Below are 23,941 nucleotides of genomic sequence, written 5' to 3'. Positions count from 1 at the left end.
TTCAAGGAAATTTAGTATTATGTCTGAAAACTTTGGATCTCCCGGTCAGATACAACCACTGAGTATCGGTAACGTTGTCAGTGCTGCGGTACAGTTGTATCGTTCTCATCTCAAAAGTTATCTGAAGCTGGCTTTAATTGCTCACTTGTGGATTATAGTTCCTATCTATGGCTGGGCAAAATATGCAGCCATTTCTGGACTAATTTCACGCTTGGCTTTTAGAGAATTGATTTACCAACCTGAAAGTGTCCAAACTGCCAGCAGCCATATTAATCCGCGTCTTTGGTCATTTTTAAGAGTTGGTTTCCAAGTAGGAATATCAATGCTTTTAATTTATTTGGGACTAGCGATCGCAGCTGGTGTCTTGGCTACCTTGCTGGCAGTAGCATTAGGACGGATATTTGGTGGTAGTACAGGCGTTATAGTCACAACTACATTGGTAATAATTTTTACAGTAGTTGTGCTGTTGGAACTAACCCGGTTCTACTCTCGTTGGGTAGTAGCTGAAGTACCACTAGCAGTTGAGGAAAATGTCAATGGTGGCGAAAGTGTTGCGAGAAGTTGGGAGTTAACTAAAGCTTCAGTACTTCGCATTCAGGGCGTCGTTTTAGTTGCTTTTTTCGTTACACTACCGTTGGTGTTTGTATTAAACTATATACCCCAACTATTCCTCTTAAAGCTTGAGCAAGGTTCTATAATCTACGGAATTGTGTATTTTATTTCTTGGATCGGCAGCTTAGTAGGTGGAGCTTTTGTGATGCCATTCTGGCAAGCACTAAAAGCTGTTTTATACTTTGACTTGCGTAGTCGGCGTGAGGGTCTAGGTTTGCAATTACGAGAACCTCCCTTGCAAGATTTTCGTTAACTTAACACCTTAATTCAACTCTATTAATTTTCAATTAGTTAAAATATGCGCTTTTTTAATCGCATCACATTCCAGACTCCAGAAAGTGTAGAGTTGGAATTTACTTTAGCGGGAATCGGCAATCGAGCTTTAGCACTGGTTATTGATTATACAGTCTTGGCTGTAACCTTGCTTGTGTTTTTCCTTACCTGGACTGTCTTTTCAACGCAACTGTTCAATTTTTTTGAGGCTCAGAATTTAGGAATTTGGTTAATAGCAATTTTCTTCATTATCGCCTTTGCAATTTACATCAGCTATTTTGTATTTTTTGAAACCCTATGGTTTGGACAAACTCCTGGTAAACGGGTTGCTAAAATTCGCGTAGTTCGAGATGATGGGAGACTCATCGGACTACAACAAGCAACGCTACGTGCCTTACTGCGACCCTTTGATGAGACTTTGTTTATTGGCGCATTTTTAATTATGTTTGGCCGTCGAGAAAAGCGCTTAGGTGATTTGGCAGCTGGCACAATTGTAATTCAAGCCCAAACATCCACTGCATCAGCGACATTAACAATTTCAGAACAGGCTAAGGTACTCCATGAACAGTTAATCAAAATTGCCGATTTATCACCATTATTGCCCGATGATTTTGCTGTGATTCGTGAGTATTTGCAGCGACGTGGTGCAATGTCATTAAAGGCCAAAGCCTCATTATCTCTAAAGTTAGCCGAGCAAGTTTTAGCTATTATTAATTTAGAAAAATTGCCAGAAGGTGTTACACCTGATGTATTTTTAGAAGCTGTTTACCTCGTTTATCAACACCCGGAATTTTAGATGCCAAAAAACTATAAAATTCCGATTGAATTTATGAAAAAGCAAAGGCTTAGATTCCCGATTTTTCTAAGAAGTTGGAAATCTTATTGTTCTTGCCAAGTAGCCGTTACCTCAATACGATTCGGTTAGTGATATTTTGCCCAGGAAGATCCCCCCAACCCCCCTTAAAAAGGGGGGCTTATAACCCTCTTTTACCCACTTTTTAAGGGGGTCGCCGCAGGCGGGGGGATCTTAACCGAACCGTATTGACCGTTACCTGTAGTGATGTCTACTTTAAGGGGCTACGCCTACGCTCCTTTGTATGCAATAGGCTTTGACCTCACTTCCATTCCTCTCTCCTAAAAGGAGAGAGGCTTTGAGACTTATTCCCCTTCCCTACAAGGGGAGGGGCTGTTCTTGTTAGGTCTATATTGGACTCAGCTGAGAACCGCTATATTAGCAAACCCAAATTTAATGTTGCTCAAATGATACGCGGATCAGGTCAGAAATCCAAAATCGGCCAGTCTGGTTCACGATAATAGCGTGTCATGTTATCAAACTTCCGTAATTCGACGCGATGAATCAAAAACTCTGGCAAATTCAACAGCCATTGTTCATTCAATTGAGAAAGCATTGTGCTGAAACTTGTGCGGTCTAAGTCAGATGAAACCTCCCCAAAATAGGCTAATGTAACATGGGCTGTGAAATGATAATGCTGCTCAATACCCAAAGCAATTAACTTGGGATTTTGATAGATTGTTCGGCGAAATTTAATAATTTCCTCGTAGCAGCGTTCATCCTTGGGTACTAAACAAACGGCTACAGCTCTTGGCATCAGTATTAGTCCCAACATTTGCCATTTAATCGGATGACTCCTGTTTGTCATCAATTGTTGATATTGCTGAAACATTTCGGCTAAACAAGAGTTTAACTCCTCGTCAAATTTGGGATTTTTTTCGTAGGCATCAAGGTAAGCATTCTCCCAAATTAAATCCGCTAAAGTCAGATGGAAGCTAGCAGGAGGTACAGGTACAATCAAATTACGGTTTACAGGCAACTGTAAAAGTTCCTGTTGGTAAGTCTGTAATTTGGCATAGAAAGCAGAGTTTTGTGATTCTTCTTCTGCCGCAGGCGGGGTAATTAGCGTATAGCCAGGAAAGGACGCTGCTTGTCTCAACCCAGAATCTGGCTGAAATTTAGAAGATTCCTGAATATGCTGGGCTTGAGATCTGTAGGCTTCTGGCAGCGTCAGCCGTGCTAACCGATTTAAGTAAGTTTGATAGTTGTCGTCCAATCTTTATAGCCTCATGCTCTCACTTGATAGATTTTAGGGAAAATTATCCAGATTAACAGAATGATTTCAAAAGTATTTAGTTTTGGGAGTGGGAAGTGGGGAGTGGGGAGTGGGGAGTGGGTAGAGACGCGATTAATCGCGTCTGTACTGAGTTAGGAGTTAGGAGTTAGGAGTTATAAATATTAACTCTTCACAAATGCTCAATCCCCAATCTACTAAGAGGTTAATCTATGCCAATCTATGTTTACTGGGGTGAGGATGATTTTGCTATAGAAAAAGCGATCGCTATGCTGCGCGATCGCGTCCTCGATCCCCAATGGATAAGTTTTAATTACACTTCATTCCCCGCAGATCAAGCTGATGCTGCGATCCAGGGGTTAAATCAGGCGATGACACCCACTTTTGGCGCTGGTGGGCGCTTGGTATGGCTGATAAATACTACTCTGTTTCAGCACTGTCCAGAGAATGTGTTAGCAGAATTGGTGCGATCGCTAGCTGTCATTCCAGAAAACTCATTTTTGTTGCTCACTAGCCGTAACAAGCCAGATGAACGCCTCAAATCCACGAAATTGTTAAAACAGTTTGCTACCGAGTTCCGAGAATTTCCCCTCATTCCCCCTTGGAAAACAGAATTACTGGTGCAATCTGTTAATCAAGCAGCCCAGACTGTGGGCGTGAAACTGACTGCCAATACTGCCCAGTTGTTGGCAGAATCAGTAGGAAATGATACACGGCTGCTCTACAATGAGTTAGAGAAACTGCGGTTATATGCCCAAGGTAGCAACAAGCCTTTAGACACAGATACTGTTACCAAGTTAGTAAGAAATACTACTCAAAATAGCTTACAATTAGCAGCAGCAATCAGAACAGGAGATACAGGTAAAGCTTTGACGACACTGGCAGATTTGAGCAATGCTTCCGAGCCGGGATTACGGATAGTCGCCACGCTGATTGGGCAATTTCGCACATGGCTGTGGGTGAAGATTATGATAGAAAGTGGGGAGCGCAATCAACAAGCGATCGCTCAAGCTGCTGATATCGGTAATCCCAAACGGATCTATTTCTTACAGCAAGAAATCAAGCTGCTTTCAGTGCAACAGTTAATCTCTTGCTTACCCCTACTATTGGAGTTAGAAGTCAGCCTCAAGCAAGGAGCATCAGAAATATCAACACTCCAGACTAAAATAATCGAACTTTGTAAAGTATGCCAAGGAAATTAACAATCAAATATAAAAGCTTGATGTATTGAGCAGTTGCTGGAACTTCCAACTCCGAAAATAATTCAAAGTCCTTATAATATGCCTGATGTAGTTCTGTGCCACACACTATATGAAGAAAATTTCCGATTTATTTTCCCGATATAGCCGAAAGCGAATCCTTTCCCAATCATTCTTTTTCGGCGCGATCGCTACTGCGGGAGTGATTTCCAACGCTTTTTCATTGGGTTCAAAAGCTTATGGTCAAACTCCATCACCAATAGTTAACAATACTGAAATCGACAGCTACGCTCAAGCCGTGCTAGCAATGGAGCCAGCACGTCAAAATGCCTTTGGAGAAATTAAAAAACTTATTGGCAATGGAGAAATTCCCAAGATTGTTTGTAACGATTCTGGCAGCATAAATGGTCTTCCAAAGAAGGCTCAAGATATCGCAGTGAATTACTGTACTCGCGCTCAAAAAATTGTCGAAGATAATGGTTTGAGCTTTGATCAGTTCAACAAAATTACTATAGAACTACAAAATAACAATATGTTAAAACGGCAGGTTTACGATAGTTTATTACGCCTGCAACAAACTCCTGAGTCTCGGTAGTTAAAACATCGCCCCAATACACAATAACAATTCATGCATTCACGCATTCACGCATTCTTCCATTAAAGACATTTTGCCTACGGCACGCTATTCGCGAACAGACTCTTATTTAAACTCCGACTGAAACTGAGTGGAGGCCAAGCCACCGTTGCCAAGCAGCGTCTCCCAAGCACTCCCTCACGCGCGTGGCTAGCGCCTGCCGTAGGATGCCCGAACGCGCAACAGCGTCTCCTGTCTTGAGAAGGGCTGTAGGGAGAAAGGGAGCGCTACCTCTAATGGTTGGAGTCTTAAACCCTTTAATTTACGATAATTATTTATAATAAAAATATACGAGGGGATGGGGCAAAATTTAATTTTTATTTCCCACTCCCCACTCCCCACTCCCCATTCCCTATTGCCTCTAAGTCCTTCCAACAAGGCTGGCGACTACTGTAGCTAACTCAGCTGCTTCAATAGGCTTAGGTAAATGCAGCTGATAACCTTCTTGTATAGCTCGCATCCGATCCTCTGCCCTAGCATAAGCTGTTAACGCGGCGGCGGGAATATTACCCCCTAATTCTGGTGGTTGCGATCGCAGTTTGCGGATCAAAGAATAACCATCCTCCTGGGGCATACCGATGTCGCTGACTAAAACATCTGGTTTCCACTGTATAATTATCTGCAATGCTTCTTCAACTGATGCTACAGCCTGAACTTCCGCTTGGCACTGTTGGAGTACTGTGATCATAAATTCACGGGTATCGGCTTGGTGATCTACAACCAGCACGCGCACGCCAAACAGGGAGAGGGGAAGAGGGGGAGAGAGGGGCAAAGGGGCACAAGGGCAAAAGGGTTGACTCTTCAGAAGTGGTATTTTGACTGTAAACGTCGCTCCTTGTTCTTTACCTGGACTATTTACGTGGACAGTACCGCCATGTAATTCTACTAAATGACTGACGATCGCTAATCCTAGTCCTAATCCACCATACAATCTAGTGTTAGAACTATCAGCTTGACGAAAGCGATGGAAGACGTAAGGAAGAAAATCAGGGCTGATACCAATACCTGTGTCAATCACCTGAATTTGGGCTTCTTGCTCACTGGCTAGTGACAATTGCACCTCTACCCGTCCTCCTACGGGTGTGAATTTGATGGCATTGGATAGCAGATTCCAGATGATTTGTTGCAAGCGCTCGAAATCACCGGAAACTAAGAATTGAGAATTTTCGCCAAGCTTGCTGGACTCTGAGTATTGATTGGTTTGGGATTGTGCTTCTCTTGATTCTAGGTTTTCGTGATTGATTCTTAATCTTAAATCTGAATTTGGCGCGAAAGTCACCACGGGCAGTATCTCCGGTGGCGCATTTCGCGTTTCTTTTGAGGGAATGAGGGAAAATCTTAAATCGATTTCCTTACACTGGGCGGCTAGCCTAACAGTCTCAATAGCTGACTCAATCATCAAAACCAAATTGCAAGTACCGACATTCAGGCGTAACTTACCTCTAATCATCCGCGATATATCCAGCAAGTCTTCAATTAGCTGGGTTTGCGCTTTCGCGTTGCGCTCAATTGTCTCCACAGCCCTAGCCATTAGGGTTTCACTGAGCTTACTTCTTTGCAGTAATTGCGCCCAGCCAAGGATGGCATTCAGGGGCGATCGCAATTCGTGAGACAATATCCCCAGAAACTCATCTTTCATCCGGTTGGCCTCTTGTAACTGCTCTGTTTGTTGTTGCAGAGAAGCAATTAAACTAGCCCGTTCCATTGCGATCGCTATTTGGTCGCATACTGCTTGCATCATCCCCAATTGATTCTCGGTGAAGCTTAACAGAGTGCGGCTGCCAAAAGAAAGAGTACCCAACAGCTGTCCTTGGGCAATCAATGGGTATGCATAATAAGCAGTAATCCCTAAAGAGCGAATCAATTCTGTTTGCGGGTCAGTTGATTGCTGCACATTCTCTACAGCTATGGGATGGCGTTTCTGCGCTACACTACCACAAACCCCTTCACCAGCTGCCAAACATTCAATTTCCTTTGCCATCTCCTGGGAAATGCCACTGTAAGACCTCAACCGCATTACCTGAGAGTTATCCTCAACCAAATAGTTAAAGTAAATATCTAAAGCAATTTGGTCTGTTAGTTTTCGGTAGACGCTATCGATTAGTACTACTGGTTGCTGGCTCGATAGTAAATCGTTAGCTGTGTCGAATAGTAGCTTTAGCCTTTTGTAACCTAACGAGAGGGCTTTTTGTGCCTGCTTGAGGTTGCTAATTTCTTGGAAGACCAAGATACAGGTAGCCGGATGACCGTGCATTGCTGGCAGGGTATCAGCAAATACTAATAGAGAGCGCACACCACCGGGAGTGTGCCAGTCTACCTCCAATCCATTCAGGCGTTCCCCAAGGGCAACCCGCACTCCTGGCATTTGCTGATTGGGGATGCGATCGCCAGCCGCATCTGTGTAGTGGTAAACTGTGTGATACTCTGTGGCTGGTACACCTTTGGGAAATTCGCCCCCAGCTAATTCGTTAGCAGAGCGATTGGCAAAAGTTACCCGCGCCGTTCCTGGTTCAATAAATAGCAACGGTCTTGGCATCAGATTTAACACATCCTCTAGCCATTTTTGCTGATTTAGGAGTGCTTGCTCTGCCCTGGCACTTTGCCAAATCAAAATAGTAAAAATCACAATCAGGACGATCGCAAACACTGATACTGCAAACGCCGAATCGTATTGTCCTGCCCGTTGACCTTCAACAATAATCCACCCTAATCCAAAAGGTACTGTGATCGCGGCAATTAATAAATGACGTGCAAGTAAGCCGCCGTCAGTATCACTTGTAACTACCCTCATTAACCCCTCTTCTGCCTGTGCCCACAGAATGCCGATACTTAATAAGAGGAACAACACCGCCGTATGTAACGCCATTGATGTTGTATAAGGGGCAACTCCATAGAGAACTTTCACTTTATAGGCATAGCCCATCAGCGCCTGAAAGGAAATTAAAGTCGCGATCCCAGCGATAATCTGGGCATACCAATAACTGCGGTGGGTTTTTGGATGAATCAAAATCTGTAGGGCGACGCTGACCAGCATAAAGTTCAGTGCTGTGTTCGCGCCCATTCGCCCCGGATGCAATGTCCCTATACTAGTTGGCGAATCACGAAACAGTAGCTCGTCAATGCCGAGATTCCAGCCAAATAGATATTCACAGAGTGTAAGCGCAGCAATTGTGGTGACAGCTATTCCACAGACTCTAGAAATTAGAAGCGAACTATGGGGGGAATTTTCAATTGTTCTTTCCCCCCTACTCCTCTGTGCTTTTAAAAATAGCCACAGCGACATACCACACAGGACAAAACATAGCGCTGTATTGACTTTCATTGTGGCAGGACTACCAGGGAAGCCGCGCTTAAGAACTTCAATGCCAAAGCACCAGCCAACTAGTACCAAGCTGCCAACAAAAACAGCGATCGCACCTGCAACTTTTGCCACAAGTGAATTTGTCGGAATATATCTATCTTGCAGCCGCAAGCGGTTAATATTTAACATTTAGTGTTCTCTAACCGCATCTATCTAGCGTAGTAAAGTTCCGTATTTCTTACGATTGAACTATTGAGCTTATTTGTATTTTATGTTACTCCTTGACTTGATTTTCATCTATCCTTATGCATACTTTTTCTAACAGAATTGAGAATCACCACAAAGGTGGTTCAGAATTGCAGAGTATGTCGCTTACCATCATCTGGGAAACGTTGCTCTCCAACACCAACAAGTTCTACAATCACTTCACGCGGTGGAGGTGTCCATTCTCCGATTCTCGCTCCAATTTCAACTACTGTTTGATTAGACTCAATAAATACGCTGATAGTTGCTAAGGAAAACTTTTGATCTTGATACTCGTTTGTGTGTCCATCATCTTCAAATAGTTGATATTCGTTATTCCCAGGCCAAATGCGTAATCGGATCTCGTCGAGTGGGGCTTGATCAACGTATTGCCTGACAGGTTGCATGGGAACGATCGCACCACTACGAACATACAGTGGCATTCTTTCGAGTGGTGCATGAGCAAGAATGTGAATCGGGCCTTGATAGCGATCGCCACTCCACCAATCATACCAAGTGCCGGCAGGTAAATAGACAGATCGATGCTCAACTCCAGGGCGGTAAATTGGTGCAGCCATCAGCGACGCACCTAGCAATACTTGATCGTAGAGGCTATAGGTTTTCGGATCGTTGGGGAAGTGGTACAATAGTGGTCTTAAAATCGGTGCGCCCGTTGTTGCCGCTTCCCAGAAAAGAGTATAAATATAAGGAAGTAGTTGGTAACGTAGATTAATGTATTCTCGACAGATATTTTCAACGCGATCGCCAAATACCCAAGGTTCATGACGAGCAGTAGACATTGCCGAGTGACCGCGCATCAATGGGTAAAGCATTCCTACCTGCATCCACCGAGCGAATAATTCAGCTGTGGCGTTACCAGCAAACCCGCCAATATCGCAACCCACAAACGCCACACCCGAAAGTCCCATATTGCAAAGCATCGGCAGAGACATTTCTAAATGCTCCCACAACGATTGGTTATCCCCCATCCACACAGAAGACCAGCGCTGCACACCAGCATAACCCGATCGCGTTAACACAAATGATCGCTCTGAGCTTCGATGCCGTTGCAACCCTTGATAACAAGCTTTAGCCATCATCAACCCATACAAATTATGCACTTCTACATGAGTCACATCAATTTTAGATTTTAGATTTGGGATTTTGGATTGAGAGTTTTCCTCCTCTCCGCCCTGCGGTGCATCTAGCGGAAACCAAATCTTTTCACCATCATCGCCGAAAGGGCGATCGTTTATGGCAGGTTCATTCATATCATTCCAAATTCCTGCCACACCGATATCAGTTAAGCTTTTGTGTAAATCAGCCCACCAATTACACACATCAGGACGTAAAAAGTCAGGAAAAACAGCTTTCTCAGGCCAAACGTAGCCGTGGAACAACGCACCATCAGCTTTACGCACAAAATAGTCGTTTTCTATTCCTTGGTCAAAAACATCATAATTGGCTTCTGGTTCATACTTCACACCAGGATCAATGATTGTGACTGTTTTAAAACCATCCTCTGCTAAATCACTAATCAGTTTTGCTGGGTTGGGAAAGCGTTGAGGACTCCAAGTAAATACTCGATAGCCCTGCATATAGTCAATATCCAAGTGGATAACATCGCAAGGAATGCGGCGTTGGCGAAATTCCTTTGCCAGTTCCCGCACAACGGTTTCTGAATCGTAACTCCAGCGACATTGATGATAACCTAACGCCCATTTTGGCGGTAATGGCATTCTCCCAGTTAGCTGAGTGTAAGTCTCCAAGATTTGGGCAGGTTCGGGGCCGTAGATAATGTAATAATCCAATTCATCACCGCGAGTTTCCATCTTCCAAATACCTGGTTGTTCAGCACCGATATCAAACTGACTCCAAAAAGTGGTGTTGAAAAAGATGCCATAGCTTACCTCAGGGCGCAAAACCATAAAAAATGGAATTGCTTGGTACATTTCATCAGTAAGTGCATCATAATCTAAAGCATCCGTTGTCCAGTTGGTTTTGACCTCGCTGAGTTTATCCAGCCAGCCTGTGCGTTCACCAAAGCCATAAAAATGTTCGTCGGCTGCAATTTGCTTCCACCCTGCAACTGCGCCCATCCGCCAACCCATCCCCATCTCTGCATCTTGGGCAAAGGGACGATTAGCTTTGTCAAAACAGGTGATGCGGCACTTTTCCCTCTGGACGCACACACGAATCTGTGCTGTTTCAATTTCTATCGTTGCTTCAGTTTCCCGCACCGCAAAAGGTGTTGTAGCCCATTCTGCATCATCTAACGTCACTGCCCAAGAACGGCGGGGCATAAATTCCCCAGTTGGTGCGAAACGCACGCGGATTAAATTGGGAGCAAGTACGCTGATGGTAAGGCGTGAGTTGCCACAGTCAAAATTAATAATAATATTGTCCCAGGTTACAGCTTTTACATTGCTAACAGTTGTCCAAGCTTGGCTAGTAGTGGGTAGTTTTCCGAAATATTGCGGCATATTATTTAGCCCTTTAGCACTTCTTTGCATCCATGATTACAGCTATTGAAGCAGAAAGCCGATCAGTAAAATCCTGAAATCCCAAAAATATTTCACGTCTGGTTGGCGCAGCCCAAGGTAGAGAAGAGAAGCGCCTTGCATCCGCTGCCCCATTTAGCTAAAACCATCTTCAATATGTTATGCTGGTAGTAGAGCGTAAGAGGCGGTGATTTGCTAGTCTACGAATTCAAGTTAAAGGGCAAACAAGAACAGTTTAATCTGATTGATCAAGCTATCAGAACTGCTTTGTTTGTCCGAAATTCTTGTGTTCGTTATTGGCTAGATAATCTAAAAATTGGTAAGTACGATCTAAGTGCTTATTGCAAGGTGTTGTCCGCTAATTTTGAGTGGGCGGGTAAGCTCAACTCAATGGCAAGGCAGGCATCGGCTGATAAAGCTTGGTCTGCAATTTCTCGATTCTACGATAATTGCAAGAAAAAGATTTCAGGCAAAAAGGGTTTTCCAAAATTCAAAAAGCGTGGACATTCTGTAGAATACAAAACCACAGGATGGAAGTTATCAGAGGACAGGAAGTACTTAACTCTGACAGACGGGTTTGAAATTGGGAAACTTAAATTAGTTGGAACCTACGACTTACATTTTTACCAAGTCAAAGACATTAAGCGTGTCCGCTTGGTTAAACGCGCTGATGGCTATTATGCCCAATTCTGCATCGCCGTAGAGCGTGAAATCAAGGTACATCCAAGCAAAAAAGTAGTTGGATTGGATGCGGGGTTAAATCATTTCTACACTGATTCTGACGGGAACAAGGTAGAAAACCCTCTTGTTCTAAGAAAGTCCCAGAAAGCGTTAAAACGCTTGCAAAAACGAGTTTACAATAAATTCCGTAAAGGGCAGATTCAATCTAGCAACTACAAAAAAGCTAGGAATAAACTAGCAACAAAGCATTTAAAAGTGAGTAGGCAGCGTAAAGACTTTGCTGTGAAGTTAGCAAGGTGCGTAATCCAGTCTAACGATTTGGTTGCCTATGAAAACTTGCAAGTGCAGAACATGGTTAGAAACCAGAAATTAGCTAAAAGTATCAGTGACGCTTCCTGGTATTTGTTCCGGCTTTGGTTAGAGTATTTTGGTAAGGTGTACGGCAAAATAACTATTGCTGTTGCTCCCCAGTGGACAAGCCAAAACTGCTCTAATTGTGGTCTGGTGGTGACAAAAACTTTGTCAACCAGAACTCATCAATGCCCACATTGCCGGACTGTTTTAGACCGGGATGAGAATGCAGCGCTGAATATTTTAGCGAAGGGATTAAGTACGGTGGGGCACACCGGGATCAGCGCTTGGGGAGAGAACGACCTCTATTTGAATCTGGCAACAGGTTCAGACAAGTCGGCTCGGTGAACCAAGAATCCCACGGCTTCAAGTCGTGGGAGTGTCAATACTCTCAGATTTATCCGTACTATTATTACTTAGGACTGGGGAATGGAAACAAGAAGCAGAATAATCACTCCTAACTCCTAACTCTTGTACAGACGCAATTAATCGCGTCTCTTGTACAGACGCGATTAATCGCGTCTCTTCTTTTAACTCCTAACTCAGCACGGGCTAAACCCTAGCTATCCGCTAACAGTACTCATCACTCATCTGGAGAGAGGAATTTGAAAAATCAGCAATTGGGAAATTGGCAAACCACAGTTTTAGGAATTGTATTAGCAATACTAGTGATTCTCGGACTAAATTCCTTTATCATTATTAATCCTGGACAAGCAGGAGTGATCAGCATCTTGGGTAAAGCTAGAGATGGCGCTTTATTAGAAGGTATTCACCTAAAACCGCCTTTTATCACAGTGATAGATGTGTATGATTTGACAGTGCAAAAATTTGAAGTGCCAGCAGAGAGTTCGACTAAGGATTTGCAAAATTTATCTGCGAGATTTGCGATTAACTTTCGCCTCGACCCGATAAAGGTAGTTGAAGTTAGAAGGAAACAAGGAACCTTAGAAAATATTGTATCAAAAATCATTGCACCTCAGACACAAGAAGCATTTAAAATTGCAGCAGCCAGAAGAACAGTAGAAGAAGCAATTACCAAAAGAAGTGAATTGAAAGAAGACTTTGATAATGCGTTAGGCGATCGCTTAGACAAATATGGGATAATTGTGTTAGATACTAGCGTAGTTGACTTAGCGTTCTCACCAGAATTTGCCAAAGCAGTCGAAGAAAAACAAATTGCTGAACAGAGGGCGCAAAGAGCCGTTTATGTAGCACGGGAAGCTGAACAAGAAGCACAAGCAGATGTGAATCGCGCCAAAGGTAAAGCAGAATCTCAAAGGCTCTTAGCAGAGACACTCAAAGCCCAAGGAGGGCAGTTGGTTCTACAAAAAGAAGCAATTGAAGCTTGGAAGAGTGGCGGCGCTCAGATGCCAAAAGTCCTTGTTATGGGTGGTGACTCAAAAAGCGGCGTCCCCTTCATGTTCAACCTTGGGAATGTCCAAAATCAACCTGAATTCGAGTAAATAATACTTAGTAAGTTTGGCTAGTTCCAACTAAAACACAAAAGAAAAACCAAAAAGATAATAATTGAAGTTTATGTCAACCCCCAATCCTCAAAATCTCACCGACGAAGAAGCAAAAAAAATACTGAAGAAATTCAACTGTCTAGACATTGCGCCTATTCTTAACCCATCAGAAAAAATTGTAGTTCGTAGTGCCTTAATTTTGCTCACCAAGCTTGCTGATTACCAAATTTTAGGAATTTGTGCTGATACAGCAGAAGAAGGAATACTGGCTATGAAAACTTATTCTCTGGCTTTGGGTTATGAACCACCAGACAATTTACTTACACCTGAAGGGCCAGTTTATATCAAATTAAATGGTAAAAATGGCTTGTGTTATCTCGATTCTTATGCTGGACATCATCGTGGTGTATTAGTATCTTGTCAGTCTGAGGATGAAGAGGGAATCAACGAGATGTATGGACATTTACCCTTGGATTTATTTGTATAGAATTCAATCTAGGTAGGGTATGTGCCTTGCCTACTGAATAATGAAAAATAATTAATGACTTAAATCTTATGAGTATTCTTACACTACAATCAGTAAAAAAAGACTTTGGCATCAAGGAAATTTTAAAAGATGCTAGCTTTAGCCTCGATGCTACGGATAAAGTTGGTTTAATTGGTACGAATGGTTCTGGTAAATCAACCTTATTAAAAATGATCGCTGGTCTAGAATCAATAGATAGTGGTCAAATTTTAGTCAACTCTGGTTCTAAAATTATCTACTTACCCCAGCAGCCAGATTTAGATGAAAATCACACAGTTTTAGAGCAAGTTTTCGCTGACAGTGGCGAACACATGGCTTTGGTGCGTGAGTATGAAGAACTCTCAGATAAATTGGTTCACTATCCAGATGATAGCCAACTGATGTCTCGCCTTTCTGTGGTGATGCAACGCATGGATACGAGTGGTGCTTGGGAACTAGAAACTAATGCCAAAATCATCCTCACAAAATTAGGAATTTCTGACTTTGATGCCAAAATAAGCACTTTATCTGGAGGCTATCGAAAGCGTATTGCTTTAGCATCAGCATTGCTATCAGAACCCGATGTTTTGCTGATGGATGAGCCGACAAACCATCTTGATGCTCTTTCTGTAGAATGGTTGCAAAGTTATTTGAATCGCTATCGCGGCGCACTTTTTCTAATAACTCATGACCGCTACTTTTTGGATAGGGTTACTAATAGAATCATTGAAATTGACCGAGGCGACATTTACACCTATACAGGTAACTATTCGTATTACCTGGAAAAGAAAGCCTTAGCTGAAGAATCTGCTATTAGCAGTCAACGTAAACATCAAGGCGTATTGCGGCGCGAGTTAGAATGGCTCAAAAAAGGCCCGAAAGCTAGAAGTACTAAGCAAAAAGCTAGAATTGACCGCGCTCATGCTCTCCGGGATACTGAATTTAAACAAGTTCAGGGTAAAGTTGATATTTCTACAGTTGGTCGTCGCATTGGCAAAAAAGTTATTGAATTAAATCAAATTTCTAAAGCCTACGATGGACGTACCCTGATTAATAATTTTACCTACGAATTTGGACGAGAAGACCGCATTGGCATCATCGGCGCTAATGGTGCTGGTAAATCCACTTTAATGGATATGATTACTGGGCGGGTTAAGCCAGATTCGGGGATTGCGGAAATTGGTACTACAATTCACATTGGTTATTTTGACCAGCATTCTGAAGAATTGCTGACAAAAATGAACGAAAATCAGCGCGTGATTGACTACATCAAAGAAGAAGGAGAATTTGTCAAAATTACCGATGGGACTCAAATTACTGCTTCCCAAATGTTGGAGCGGTTCCTGTTTCCTGGTAATCAGCAGTATGCCCCAATTCATAAACTTTCTGGTGGAGAAAAAAGACGTTTATTTCTGTTGCGGGTTTTGATGGGTGCGCCGAATGTATTGATTTTAGATGAACCGACAAATGATTTAGATGTCCAGACCTTGGCAATATTAGAGGATTATTTAGAGGATTTTGCTGGGTGTGTAATTGTAGTTTCTCACGATCGCTACTTTCTTGATCGTACCATCGACACAGTATTTTCCTTTGAAGAGGGCGGTAATCTCCGGCAATATCCAGGTAATTACTCAGTTTATTTAGACTTTAAAAAAGCTGAAGAAGCACAGCAGCAAGCAGCCAATACTAAAGAGAAGCCCAAAAATGTCGAAGTCCAAAATGTTACGTCTTCGCCCAAAGATGTAGACAATACAAAGCGGCGGAGGTTATCCAACTGGGAAAAAAAAGAATTTGAGCAGTTGGAAGGTAAAATTGCCCAGTTAGAAGCTGAGAAAGCAGAAACCGAGAAAACACTAGCGAATGTTTCTTCCGGTAATTATAGCCAAGTGCAGAAACTCTATGAAAAGGTGGAATCGCTCAAGCAAGCAATTGATCTGGCGACTGAACGCTGGTTAGAATTGGCAGAGATGGAGTCTTAATGTCTAAACTCCGGTGTGTTAGGCTAAAGCGACTCCTAATGATGCACGAGGCTTAGTCCTGTCTGGTGAAGTTGCTCTGTTTTCGCCGATCTTGCTTACAAATTAAGCAGCGAATATTTCCTGCACCAAAACGTAAGGCTGGACAATCAGGGTATGAAATCGCTTGTCGCGATCGCCATTCCATTCTCCCACCTGTACTATCGTCGGTTTAGTAATCAATTGCTCATCAATCCACTGTTGCACTGATGGTATGTTATCGCTGGCGATCGCTACTCCAACATCCAGCAAGTTTAACTCAGGTGCCACCAAAATTACTGCATCTCGTTGTACATGAGGAATTAGCCACTCCCACTCTGCCTCATCCACAATTTCTGTTAATTGCGCTCTTAAATCTGACATCATTCCCCAATCTTTATTTGTAGATGGCTATTTTTACATTATTAACTAAAAGGTACTTCCTGACCAAAAATTAATAACTAAACTTCTGATTTCATTTCATCAATTTCAAATAAAGATACAATTACTCCAGCGATGGGAATAGATATAAAAACACCTAGTAATCCTGCGACTCTACCGCCTACTAGCAAAGCAAAAAATACCACTACAGGATTAAGATTCAGCGCATCTTGCATAATTCGGGGCGCAATCAAGTTGTCTTGTATTTGCTGGAGGACAATACAAGCTATCAACACTTTTAATGCTAACCAAACACCTTGAGACAACACAAATAGAGTCACTGTGCTGACTCCTAATGTTGCTCCTATGCCAGGAATGATATCAACAATTCCGACTATCACTGATAATATCAAAGGAAAAGGTACTTTTAATATTAAAAAAACTAGAAAAGTCGTAGTTGTGAGAAATGCACTTAATAATAACTGACCTCTAAAAAATCCGAGAAAGGAGCGTCTGATTATATTTGTAAATCTATTGCGGCGCTGTTTTGGTACTATCTTTATGATAAAGTTCCAGAGCTTGTCTCCATCTAATAGCATGAAAAAAGCCACAACTGCAATTAAGACAAATGTCACAAAGTTCGTCATAAACCCTTGTAAAATAGCTAAACTAGTAACAAGAGTTGATACAGCTTGGTTTCGTAATTGTTCTTGAAGAAAACTTAAATCTATCTGCAAATTACGGTTTCGCAAAAACCCTTCTAGTCGCTCTAATAGAGGTATTAAAGAATTTACAAAGCCAGTTATACTGTCAATTAATTGTTGTCCTTGAGATAAAACCGTTAAGCCCACGGTAATTATCAGGCTGCCAATAATCACAATACTGAGCAAGAAAACGACACCAACAGCTACACTGTGGGGCAAAAAACGCCGCAGCCATTGTACAGGATAGCTGAGTAAAAAAGCCAAAATTGCAGCAAATGTAAAAATAACAATGACCGCTTCAAAGTAAGCTAAAAGTTGTACAATTGCCCAGCCAGAAGCAAGCAAAAGCAAAAAGCGGACTAACGCCAGATTATTTAATCGCTCCCAAAAATTTTTGGCTTCAAAGCCGCTCATATCAATTTTAGATTTTAGATTTTGGATTTTGGATTAAAAGCATTAGACATAGGCGTGAAATTAAATATGCGTTATCTAGAACCCTTGCAGAGAGACGTAGCATTGCTACGTCAAAACAATTCTTTTTCACGCCTATGTCTATTTACTAAGTTGACTTTAAACATACAGAAATTAAGGGGCTTAGTTTACCGCCGTAGACATCGCTACCTCCCTAAAGCATATATCTCTGGCTTGTCTAACTCATCGTCCTAAATCATGCATTTCATTAATTATCGTGGCACACTTTTGTGTCAACGCTTCCAATTCCTCTTTATTAGTGGAACTGGGAGCATCAATCAAGTTACCAATTCTCACAGTGATGGGAACTGCGCGAGGTAGGGACGATCCTTTTTGTAAAATCCCCTCAGTACCCCAGACACTTACCGGCAATATTGGGGCTTTTGCTTTCGCCGCCAGCAGCAATGCGCCTCTTTTGGGGTCTGTAATTCGACCATCTGAGGTGCGGGTACCTTGCAAAAAAACACCGACAGCCCAACCGTTATCAAGATATTCTAGGGCGGAACGGATGGCATTGCGATCGGCATTTCCCCGACTCACCGGGTAAGCGCCGTACAATTTAATCGCTTGTGCCAATATGGGAATATTAAATAACTCTTCCTTAGCCATGTACGCCACTGGACGACGTACACAGTTGGAGACAATCGGCGGGTCAAAGTAACTAGCGTGATTACTCACTACCAGCAACGCCCCTGATTGGGGGACATTTTCCGTACCATAAATCTGGCCCCGAAAGTAAGTGTGAAGCATGGGGCTGACGACCGACCATTTAAAGGCGTGGTAAAGTGCCAGACTGATAAACGGTTCGCGGTTTCTGTCCACAGAAGATAATTCAAATCAGGCTGAATTTAGCATAAGCGATCGCCAGCCCCAGAGCAAACTTAACAAAGCTGTAGAAACGCAAGCTACTGATTTCGACAATTTCAGTTGACGCTTAGTGAGCTTTTTACTATCGGATAATTTATTTTTTGTATTCTTTTAAATTATGAATTCCTTTACCCATCTGGGAATACTAGATATGGAAATCGTCAGGATTTAGCAGTATGGTTACTATTCCCGGATATCAAGTCAGCGAAGAACTATACAATGGTTCGAGAACCCTAGTTTATCGTGGGTATCGAGAAACTGACTCCTTAAAAGTAGTGATTAAACTGCTGAAAAATCCTTATCCGAGTTTCAGCGAATTCGTGCAGTTTTGCAATCAGTACACCATTACCAGAAATCTCAACTCACCCCTAATCATCCAAACCTACAGCCTGGAACCTTACCAAAATGGGTATGCGTTGGTGATGGAAGACTTTGGCGGGATTTCTCTGAAAGAATGGGTAACAGGGGAAAGTCTACGAGATATCACGGAGTTTTTACAGATAGCGATCGCACTATGCAATACCTTAGATATACTCTACCGCGATCGGATTATTCATAAAGATATTAAACCCGCGAATATTCTAATTAATCCCGAAACCAAAGAAGTTAAATTAATTGACTTTAGTATTGCATCTTTACTACCACGGGAAACTCAAACGATCATCAATCCCAATGTGTTAGAAGGAACACTCGCTTATATTTCCCCAGAACAAACAGGAAGAATGAATCGGGGGATTGACTACCGGACTGATTTTTATTCTCTAGGTGTAACTTTCTACGAATTACTCACAGGTGAGTTACCTTTTCAGTCAAATGATGCGATGGAGTTGGTGCATTGTCATATTGCAAAACTTCCACCCAATATGAATAAACCTGACCCGCATCAAGCACCCTCTTCTTACCAAAGAGAGGGTTGGGGTGAGGTTGATTTGACTATTCCCGAAGTTCTCTGTGATATCGTAATGAAACTGATGGCGAAAAATGCCGAATCCCGCTATCAAAGTGCATTAGGAATTAAATTTGATTTAGAAAATTGTTTAACTCAACTTCAAGAAACTGGTGAAATTAAGAGTTTTCCACTTGCCCAAAGGGATGTGTGCGATCGCTTTATTATCCCCGACAAACTTTATGGAAGAGAAACAGAAGTATCAACCCTACTCCAAGCATTTGAAAGAGTCAGCCTTGGGGCGACAGAAATGATGCTGGTAGCTGGTTTTTCGGGAATTGGTAAAACTGCGGTTATCAACGAAGTTCATAAACCGATTGTGCGGCAACGTGGCTATTTTATCAAAGGTAAATTTGACCAATTTCAACGTAATATTCCCTTCAGTGCATTTGTGCAAGCTTTTCGGGATTTAATGGGTCAATTGTTAACCGAAAGTGATGCTCAAATTCAGCGATGGAGAAACCAAATATTAGATGCTGTTGGAGAAAATGGACAAGTAATTATTGAAGTCATACCCGAATTAGAACGCATTATTGGTCAACAACTACCCGCCATAGAATTATCAGGAACGGCGGCACAAAATAGATTTAACTTATTATTTCAAAAATTTACCCAAGTTTTTCCTAGTACTGAACATCCCTTAGTGATGTTCTTAGATGATTTGCAATGGGCAGATTCAGCATCGCTGAAGTTAATGCAGCTATTAATGACTGATATAGGTCATCTTTTTTTTTAATTGGTGCTTACCGTGATAATGAAGTCAGCCCAGCCCATCCACTAATGGTGACTTTAAATGAAATCGAAAAAACAGCAGCCACAACTAATACGATTACTTTAGCACCATTAACTCAAAGACAAATAAATCAGTTAATTGCTGATACACTTAAATGTACAGAAGATTTGGCATTACCGCTTTCTGTATTGATATCGCAGAAAACTCAAGGGAATCCATTTTTTGCTACCCAATTTCTGAAAGCATTATATCAAGATAAGTTGATTGAATTTGATTTTGAGCTAGGCTGTTGGCAATGTGATATTGCACGGGTGAATCAGCAAGCGGTTACAGATGATGTCGTAGACTTTATGGTGACTCAATTACGCAGACTACCTGAATCCACTCAGCAAGTCTTACAGTTAGCTGCTTGTATTGGCAATCAGTTTGATTTAGTAACCTTGGCAATAGTTTCAGAACAATCAAAAATAGAAACGGCAGTTAGCTTATGGAAGGCTTTACAAGAAGGATTAATTTTACCTACTAGTGAAGTTTATAAGTTTTATCAGGATTCATCATTAGAAAACAGTCACCAGATAATAAACAATATAGACACGCAAGTGGCTGACTTTAGGTTAGGAGAAAAGACAGCTATATACAAATTTTTGCATGATCGCGTCCAACAAGCGGCCTCTTATCTGATTCCAGAAGAACAGAAACAGTTAACCCATCTCAAAATCGGGCAATTACTTTTAGAAAATATATCAGAAGCCCAGCAGTCAGAGCGAATTTTTGAGATTGTCGGTCAGTTAAATTGTGGAATCGCACTCATTACCCAGCCAACAAAACGTCAACAGTTAGCTCAACTAAATCTTAATGCAGGTCGCAAAGCCAAAGAAGCGATCGCTTATGGTGCAGCTCTCCAATATTTCAATCAGGGCATTCAGTTAGTGATTAGTGATGGCTGGGAAAATGCTAATGATTTGACGCTAGATTTATATCAAGCTGCCGCCGAAGCAGCCTTTCTAAATAATGAATTTGAACAGATGGATTTGCTAATTAAAGTTGTTATTAAACAAGCAAAAAATCTATTAGATAAAGTCAAGGTTTATGAGATTCAGCTTCAGTCTTATCAGGTACAAGGGCAGATGCTTAAAGCAATCGAGATTGGATGCCAAACTCTCCAACAGCTTGGAATATTCTTCTCTAAATCTATTACCTCTTCCGACATTCATCAAGCTATAGAAAACACATTGTCAATATTGGGAGAGCGCCAGATTGAAAGCCTAATTGATCTACCTTTGATGACTGATCCTCAAGCTTTAGTTGCCCTAAAAATTATGATCAGCCTCACTCCCTCTGTGCATCAGGCTGCTCCCCACCTATTTCCGATCATTGCCTGTGAACAAGTGAATTTATCGCTTAAATACGGCAATGCACCACTCTCAGCACCAGGATACGCTGACTTTGCCATTGTTTTGAATGCAGTATTAGACGAATTAGAAAAAGGCTACAAATTTGGGCAGTTAGCTTTAAGAATTGTAGATAAATTTGAAGCAAAATATGTTCAAAGTATGACTAACTTCAAAGTAGCTGCATTTAATCAATTTAACAAACTACCTGTTCGAGATGCAATCAATTTATTAAAAGAATCTTATACTTTTGGGTTAGAAGTTGGAGATTTTGTACATATAATTGTAGCAACATTTTTCCGGCTTTTTTATACCTATCTAGTTAGTGGGGAAAAATTAGAAATACTGCTGAAAGAAATTAAAATCTACGAGTTAAATTTTGCGAGTAGTCAATCTTTCTCAATTCGAGTTAGTATTCTTCGACGAACTATTGAAGCTCTCACGCAATCTAGTACTAATTCGGATTTGTTGATTGATGAATACTGGAATGAGGAAAAACTTATACCTGCTCTACTCCAAGAGAATGATGAATTTACACTCCATGAATTTTACCTAATTAAGTTAATTTTTAGCTACTTATTTGATGATGCTCTAGCGGCTGTTAACAATGCAGATAAAGGAGAGCGCCACCTCAAAGGTGGTGCAGGAATGCTATCTGTGTCTGTCTTCTATTATTATGATTCTTTGGCTCGTCTATCTCTCTATTCTAAAGTTGAACCCTCTGAACAAACAAAATTACTCTTGAGGGTTGACGAAAATCAGAAACACCTAAAAGTTCGAGCCACAGTTGCACCGATGAATTTTCAGCATAAGTTTGATTTAGTAGAGGCAGAGCGTCATTCGGTCTTAGGCCAGCGATTTGAGGCAATTGATTTATATGATCACGCAATCGCTGGAGCCAAAGAAAACGCATACATTCAAGAAGAAGCTTTGGCTAACGAACTAGCAGCTAAATTTTACCTCGATTGGGGTAAAGAAAAAGTGGCTCAAGCATATATGCAAGAAGCTTACTACTGCTATGCCCGTTGGGGAGCATTAGCCAAAATTAATCACCTTGAAAAAACCTATCCTCAGTTACTCCAACCCATCCTGCAACAGCAACGAATCAACCTCAACTCCCTAGAAACTGTTGCTTTTTATGGAACTTCATCATCTAATAACAAAAATAGCGCCAGTATTTCCGACATCTTAGATTTTACCTCTGTCCTCAAAGCGGCTCAAGCGATTTCCAGTTCTTTAGAATTAGATACACTTGTTACCAGTCTCACCCGTATTATCTTAGAAAATTCTGGCGCGAAAAAAGCTGTATTGCTACTTCCCCAAAATGATCATTGGGAAGTCCGAGCAATTACCTTTATTGCTGACGATCAAATACAAACTATACTTGAAAAACAACCACTTGACAATTGTCAAGATATTCCCGTAAAAGTTATCAATTACGTCAAGAATACTCAACAAACAGTTGTTATAGACAATTGCAAAACAGATATTCTTGGGGTAATTGGGAAATATATGATGGAACATCAACCCCAAAGTGTATTTTGTACCCCAATTATTAATCAAGGGCATTTGGTAGGAATTCTCTACCTAGAAAATAGCTTAACTCAAGGAGTATTTACTAGCGATCGCCTCAGCGTGATTAACCTCTTGTCCTCTCAAGCTGCAATATCTCTAGAAAATGCTCGACTGTATCAACAAGCCGGGCAAGCACTACAAGACTTACAACAAGCACATCTACAAATTGTCCAAAGTGAAAAAATGTCTGCATTGGGTAACTTAGTAGCAGGGGTAGCCCATGAAATGAATAATCCTTTGGGATTTATTTCTGCCAGCCTTCAACAAACTAAACCAAGTTTTGCGGATATTGTTGAACACTTAAAACTCTATCAATCAAGTTTCCCCAATCCAGGTGATGAAATTATCGACCATGCCCAAGAAATTGACTTGGATTATACCTTAGAAGACTTACCCAAGATAATTGATTCAATGGTGATGGCGTGCGATCGCCTCAAAAATATCAGCACTAGTCTCCGCACTTTCTCCCGTACTGATAAAGATTACAAAGTGCCGTTTAATATCCACGAAGGTATCGACAGTACGATTTTAATTCTCAAACATCGTTTGAAAGCAAACGAACAACGTCCAGCCATTGAAGTAATAACTGACTATGGCAATTTACCTAAGATTGAGTGTTTTGCTGGACAATTGAATCAGGTATTTATGAATATTCTGGCAAATGCCATTGATGCGTTGGATGAATCAAATACGGGACGTAATTTTAGAGAAATTAAGTCTAATCCCAACCGAATTATAATTAAAACCTCCCTGGAAAATCAAGGCGTGAAAATTGCGATCGCTGATAATGGTAAGGGGATGAATGAATCAGTTAAACAAAAGATTTTTGACCACTTATTTACTACAAAAGTTGTGGGTAAAGGGACGGGATTGGGATTAGCGATCGCCAAGTCTATTGTTGAAGAAACTCACAGTGGGAAATTGAGTTTTAACTCTGTTCTAGGTCAGGGTACAGAATTTATCATTGAAATTCCGGTATAAATTTCCGGCCTGTTTGGTAAATAACTTCAGATATCTGGGAATACT

At 41.5% G+C, this 23,941-nt stretch carries 14 protein-coding genes and 1 pseudogene; 9 read left to right on the top strand and 6 right to left on the bottom strand.

Annotated elements, in window-relative coordinates; translation table 11 throughout:
• Window positions 1-19 precede the first annotated feature (19 nt).
• Window positions 20-865 carry a hypothetical protein gene (locus HWQ23_RS02580; RefSeq protein WP_292823208.1) on the top strand — a complete coding sequence of 282 codons (846 nt, stop codon included), beginning with the start codon at window positions 20-22 and terminating at the stop codon, window positions 863-865.
• A gap of 45 nt (window positions 866-910) precedes the next feature.
• Entirely contained in the window at window positions 911-1,681 is a 771-nt protein-coding gene (locus HWQ23_RS02575; RefSeq protein ID WP_292823206.1) for an RDD family protein, read from the top strand.
• 481 nt (window positions 1,682-2,162) lie between these two features.
• Here the strand turns inward: HWQ23_RS02575 and HWQ23_RS02570 are convergent, their stop codons facing one another.
• Window positions 2,163-2,954 (bottom strand): DUF1868 domain-containing protein, encoded by a 792-nt coding sequence (locus tag HWQ23_RS02570; RefSeq protein WP_292823204.1) that lies wholly within the window; start codon window positions 2,952-2,954, stop codon window positions 2,163-2,165.
• Window positions 2,955-3,184: 230 nt separating this feature from the next.
• Here HWQ23_RS02570 and holA point away from each other — a divergent pair, with 230 nt between their 5' ends.
• Window positions 3,185-4,174: a DNA polymerase III subunit delta gene (gene holA / locus HWQ23_RS02565; RefSeq protein ID WP_292823202.1), complete on the top strand. Its 990-nt coding sequence runs from the start codon at window positions 3,185-3,187 to the stop codon at window positions 4,172-4,174.
• 109 nt (window positions 4,175-4,283) lie between these two features.
• A complete protein-coding gene (locus tag HWQ23_RS02560; protein WP_292823200.1) occupies window positions 4,284-4,766 on the top strand; it encodes a DUF4168 domain-containing protein in 483 nt (160 codons plus the stop codon).
• 400 nt (window positions 4,767-5,166) lie between these two features.
• Here the strand turns inward: HWQ23_RS02560 and HWQ23_RS02555 are convergent, their stop codons facing one another.
• Window positions 5,167-8,295 carry a hybrid sensor histidine kinase/response regulator gene (locus tag HWQ23_RS02555; RefSeq protein ID WP_292823198.1) on the bottom strand — a complete coding sequence of 1,043 codons (3,129 nt, stop codon included), beginning with the start codon at window positions 8,293-8,295 and terminating at the stop codon, window positions 5,167-5,169.
• Window positions 8,296-8,456: 161 nt separating this feature from the next.
• Window positions 8,457-10,832 (bottom strand): glycoside hydrolase family 31 protein, encoded by a 2,376-nt coding sequence (locus HWQ23_RS02550; RefSeq protein ID WP_292823196.1) that lies wholly within the window; start codon window positions 10,830-10,832, stop codon window positions 8,457-8,459.
• A gap of 210 nt (window positions 10,833-11,042) precedes the next feature.
• Between HWQ23_RS02550 and HWQ23_RS02545 the strand changes: the two genes are divergently transcribed.
• The 4 genes from HWQ23_RS02545 to HWQ23_RS02530 all read left to right on the top strand — a co-directional run bounded on the left by HWQ23_RS02545 (window position 11,043) and on the right by HWQ23_RS02530 (window position 15,832).
• Window positions 11,043-12,230, top strand: a complete 1,188-nt coding sequence (locus HWQ23_RS02545; protein WP_292823194.1) for an RNA-guided endonuclease InsQ/TnpB family protein — start codon at window positions 11,043-11,045, stop codon at window positions 12,228-12,230.
• Between the two features lie 257 nt (window positions 12,231-12,487).
• Entirely contained in the window at window positions 12,488-13,345 is an 858-nt protein-coding gene (locus HWQ23_RS02540) for a prohibitin family protein (RefSeq protein ID WP_292823192.1), read from the top strand.
• Window positions 13,346-13,418: 73 nt separating this feature from the next.
• A complete protein-coding gene (locus HWQ23_RS02535) occupies window positions 13,419-13,835 on the top strand; it encodes a DUF1824 family protein (protein ID WP_292823190.1) in 417 nt (138 codons plus the stop codon).
• Between the two features lie 68 nt (window positions 13,836-13,903).
• Entirely contained in the window at window positions 13,904-15,832 is a 1,929-nt protein-coding gene (locus HWQ23_RS02530; protein ID WP_292823189.1) for an ABC-F family ATP-binding cassette domain-containing protein, read from the top strand.
• A gap of 102 nt (window positions 15,833-15,934) precedes the next feature.
• Here HWQ23_RS02530 and HWQ23_RS02525 read toward each other — a convergent pair whose 3' ends face one another.
• The 3 genes from HWQ23_RS02525 to HWQ23_RS02515 all read right to left on the bottom strand — a co-directional run bounded on the left by HWQ23_RS02525 (window position 15,935) and on the right by HWQ23_RS02515 (window position 18,225).
• Window positions 15,935-16,231, bottom strand: a complete 297-nt coding sequence (locus HWQ23_RS02525; RefSeq protein ID WP_292823292.1) for a DUF2288 domain-containing protein — start codon at window positions 16,229-16,231, stop codon at window positions 15,935-15,937.
• A 77-nt stretch (window positions 16,232-16,308) separates the two neighbouring features.
• Window positions 16,309-17,346: an AI-2E family transporter gene (locus HWQ23_RS02520; protein WP_292823187.1), complete on the bottom strand. Its 1,038-nt coding sequence runs from the start codon at window positions 17,344-17,346 to the stop codon at window positions 16,309-16,311.
• 240 nt (window positions 17,347-17,586) lie between these two features.
• A complete protein-coding gene (locus HWQ23_RS02515; protein ID WP_292823185.1) occupies window positions 17,587-18,225 on the bottom strand; it encodes a lysophospholipid acyltransferase family protein in 639 nt (212 codons plus the stop codon).
• Window positions 18,226-18,446: 221 nt separating this feature from the next.
• Between HWQ23_RS02515 and HWQ23_RS02510 the strand changes: the two are divergent.
• A pseudogene (locus HWQ23_RS02510) lies at window positions 18,447-23,896 on the top strand (trifunctional serine/threonine-protein kinase/ATP-binding protein/sensor histidine kinase).
• The last annotated feature ends 45 nt before the right edge of the window (window positions 23,897-23,941 follow it).

Origin of the sequence: Nostoc sp. JL33, assembly GCF_017114985.1 — a bacterium.
Taxonomy (GTDB): domain Bacteria; phylum Cyanobacteriota; class Cyanobacteriia; order Cyanobacteriales; family Nostocaceae; genus Nostoc.
This window is presented reverse-complemented; position numbering and strand designations above follow the sequence as displayed.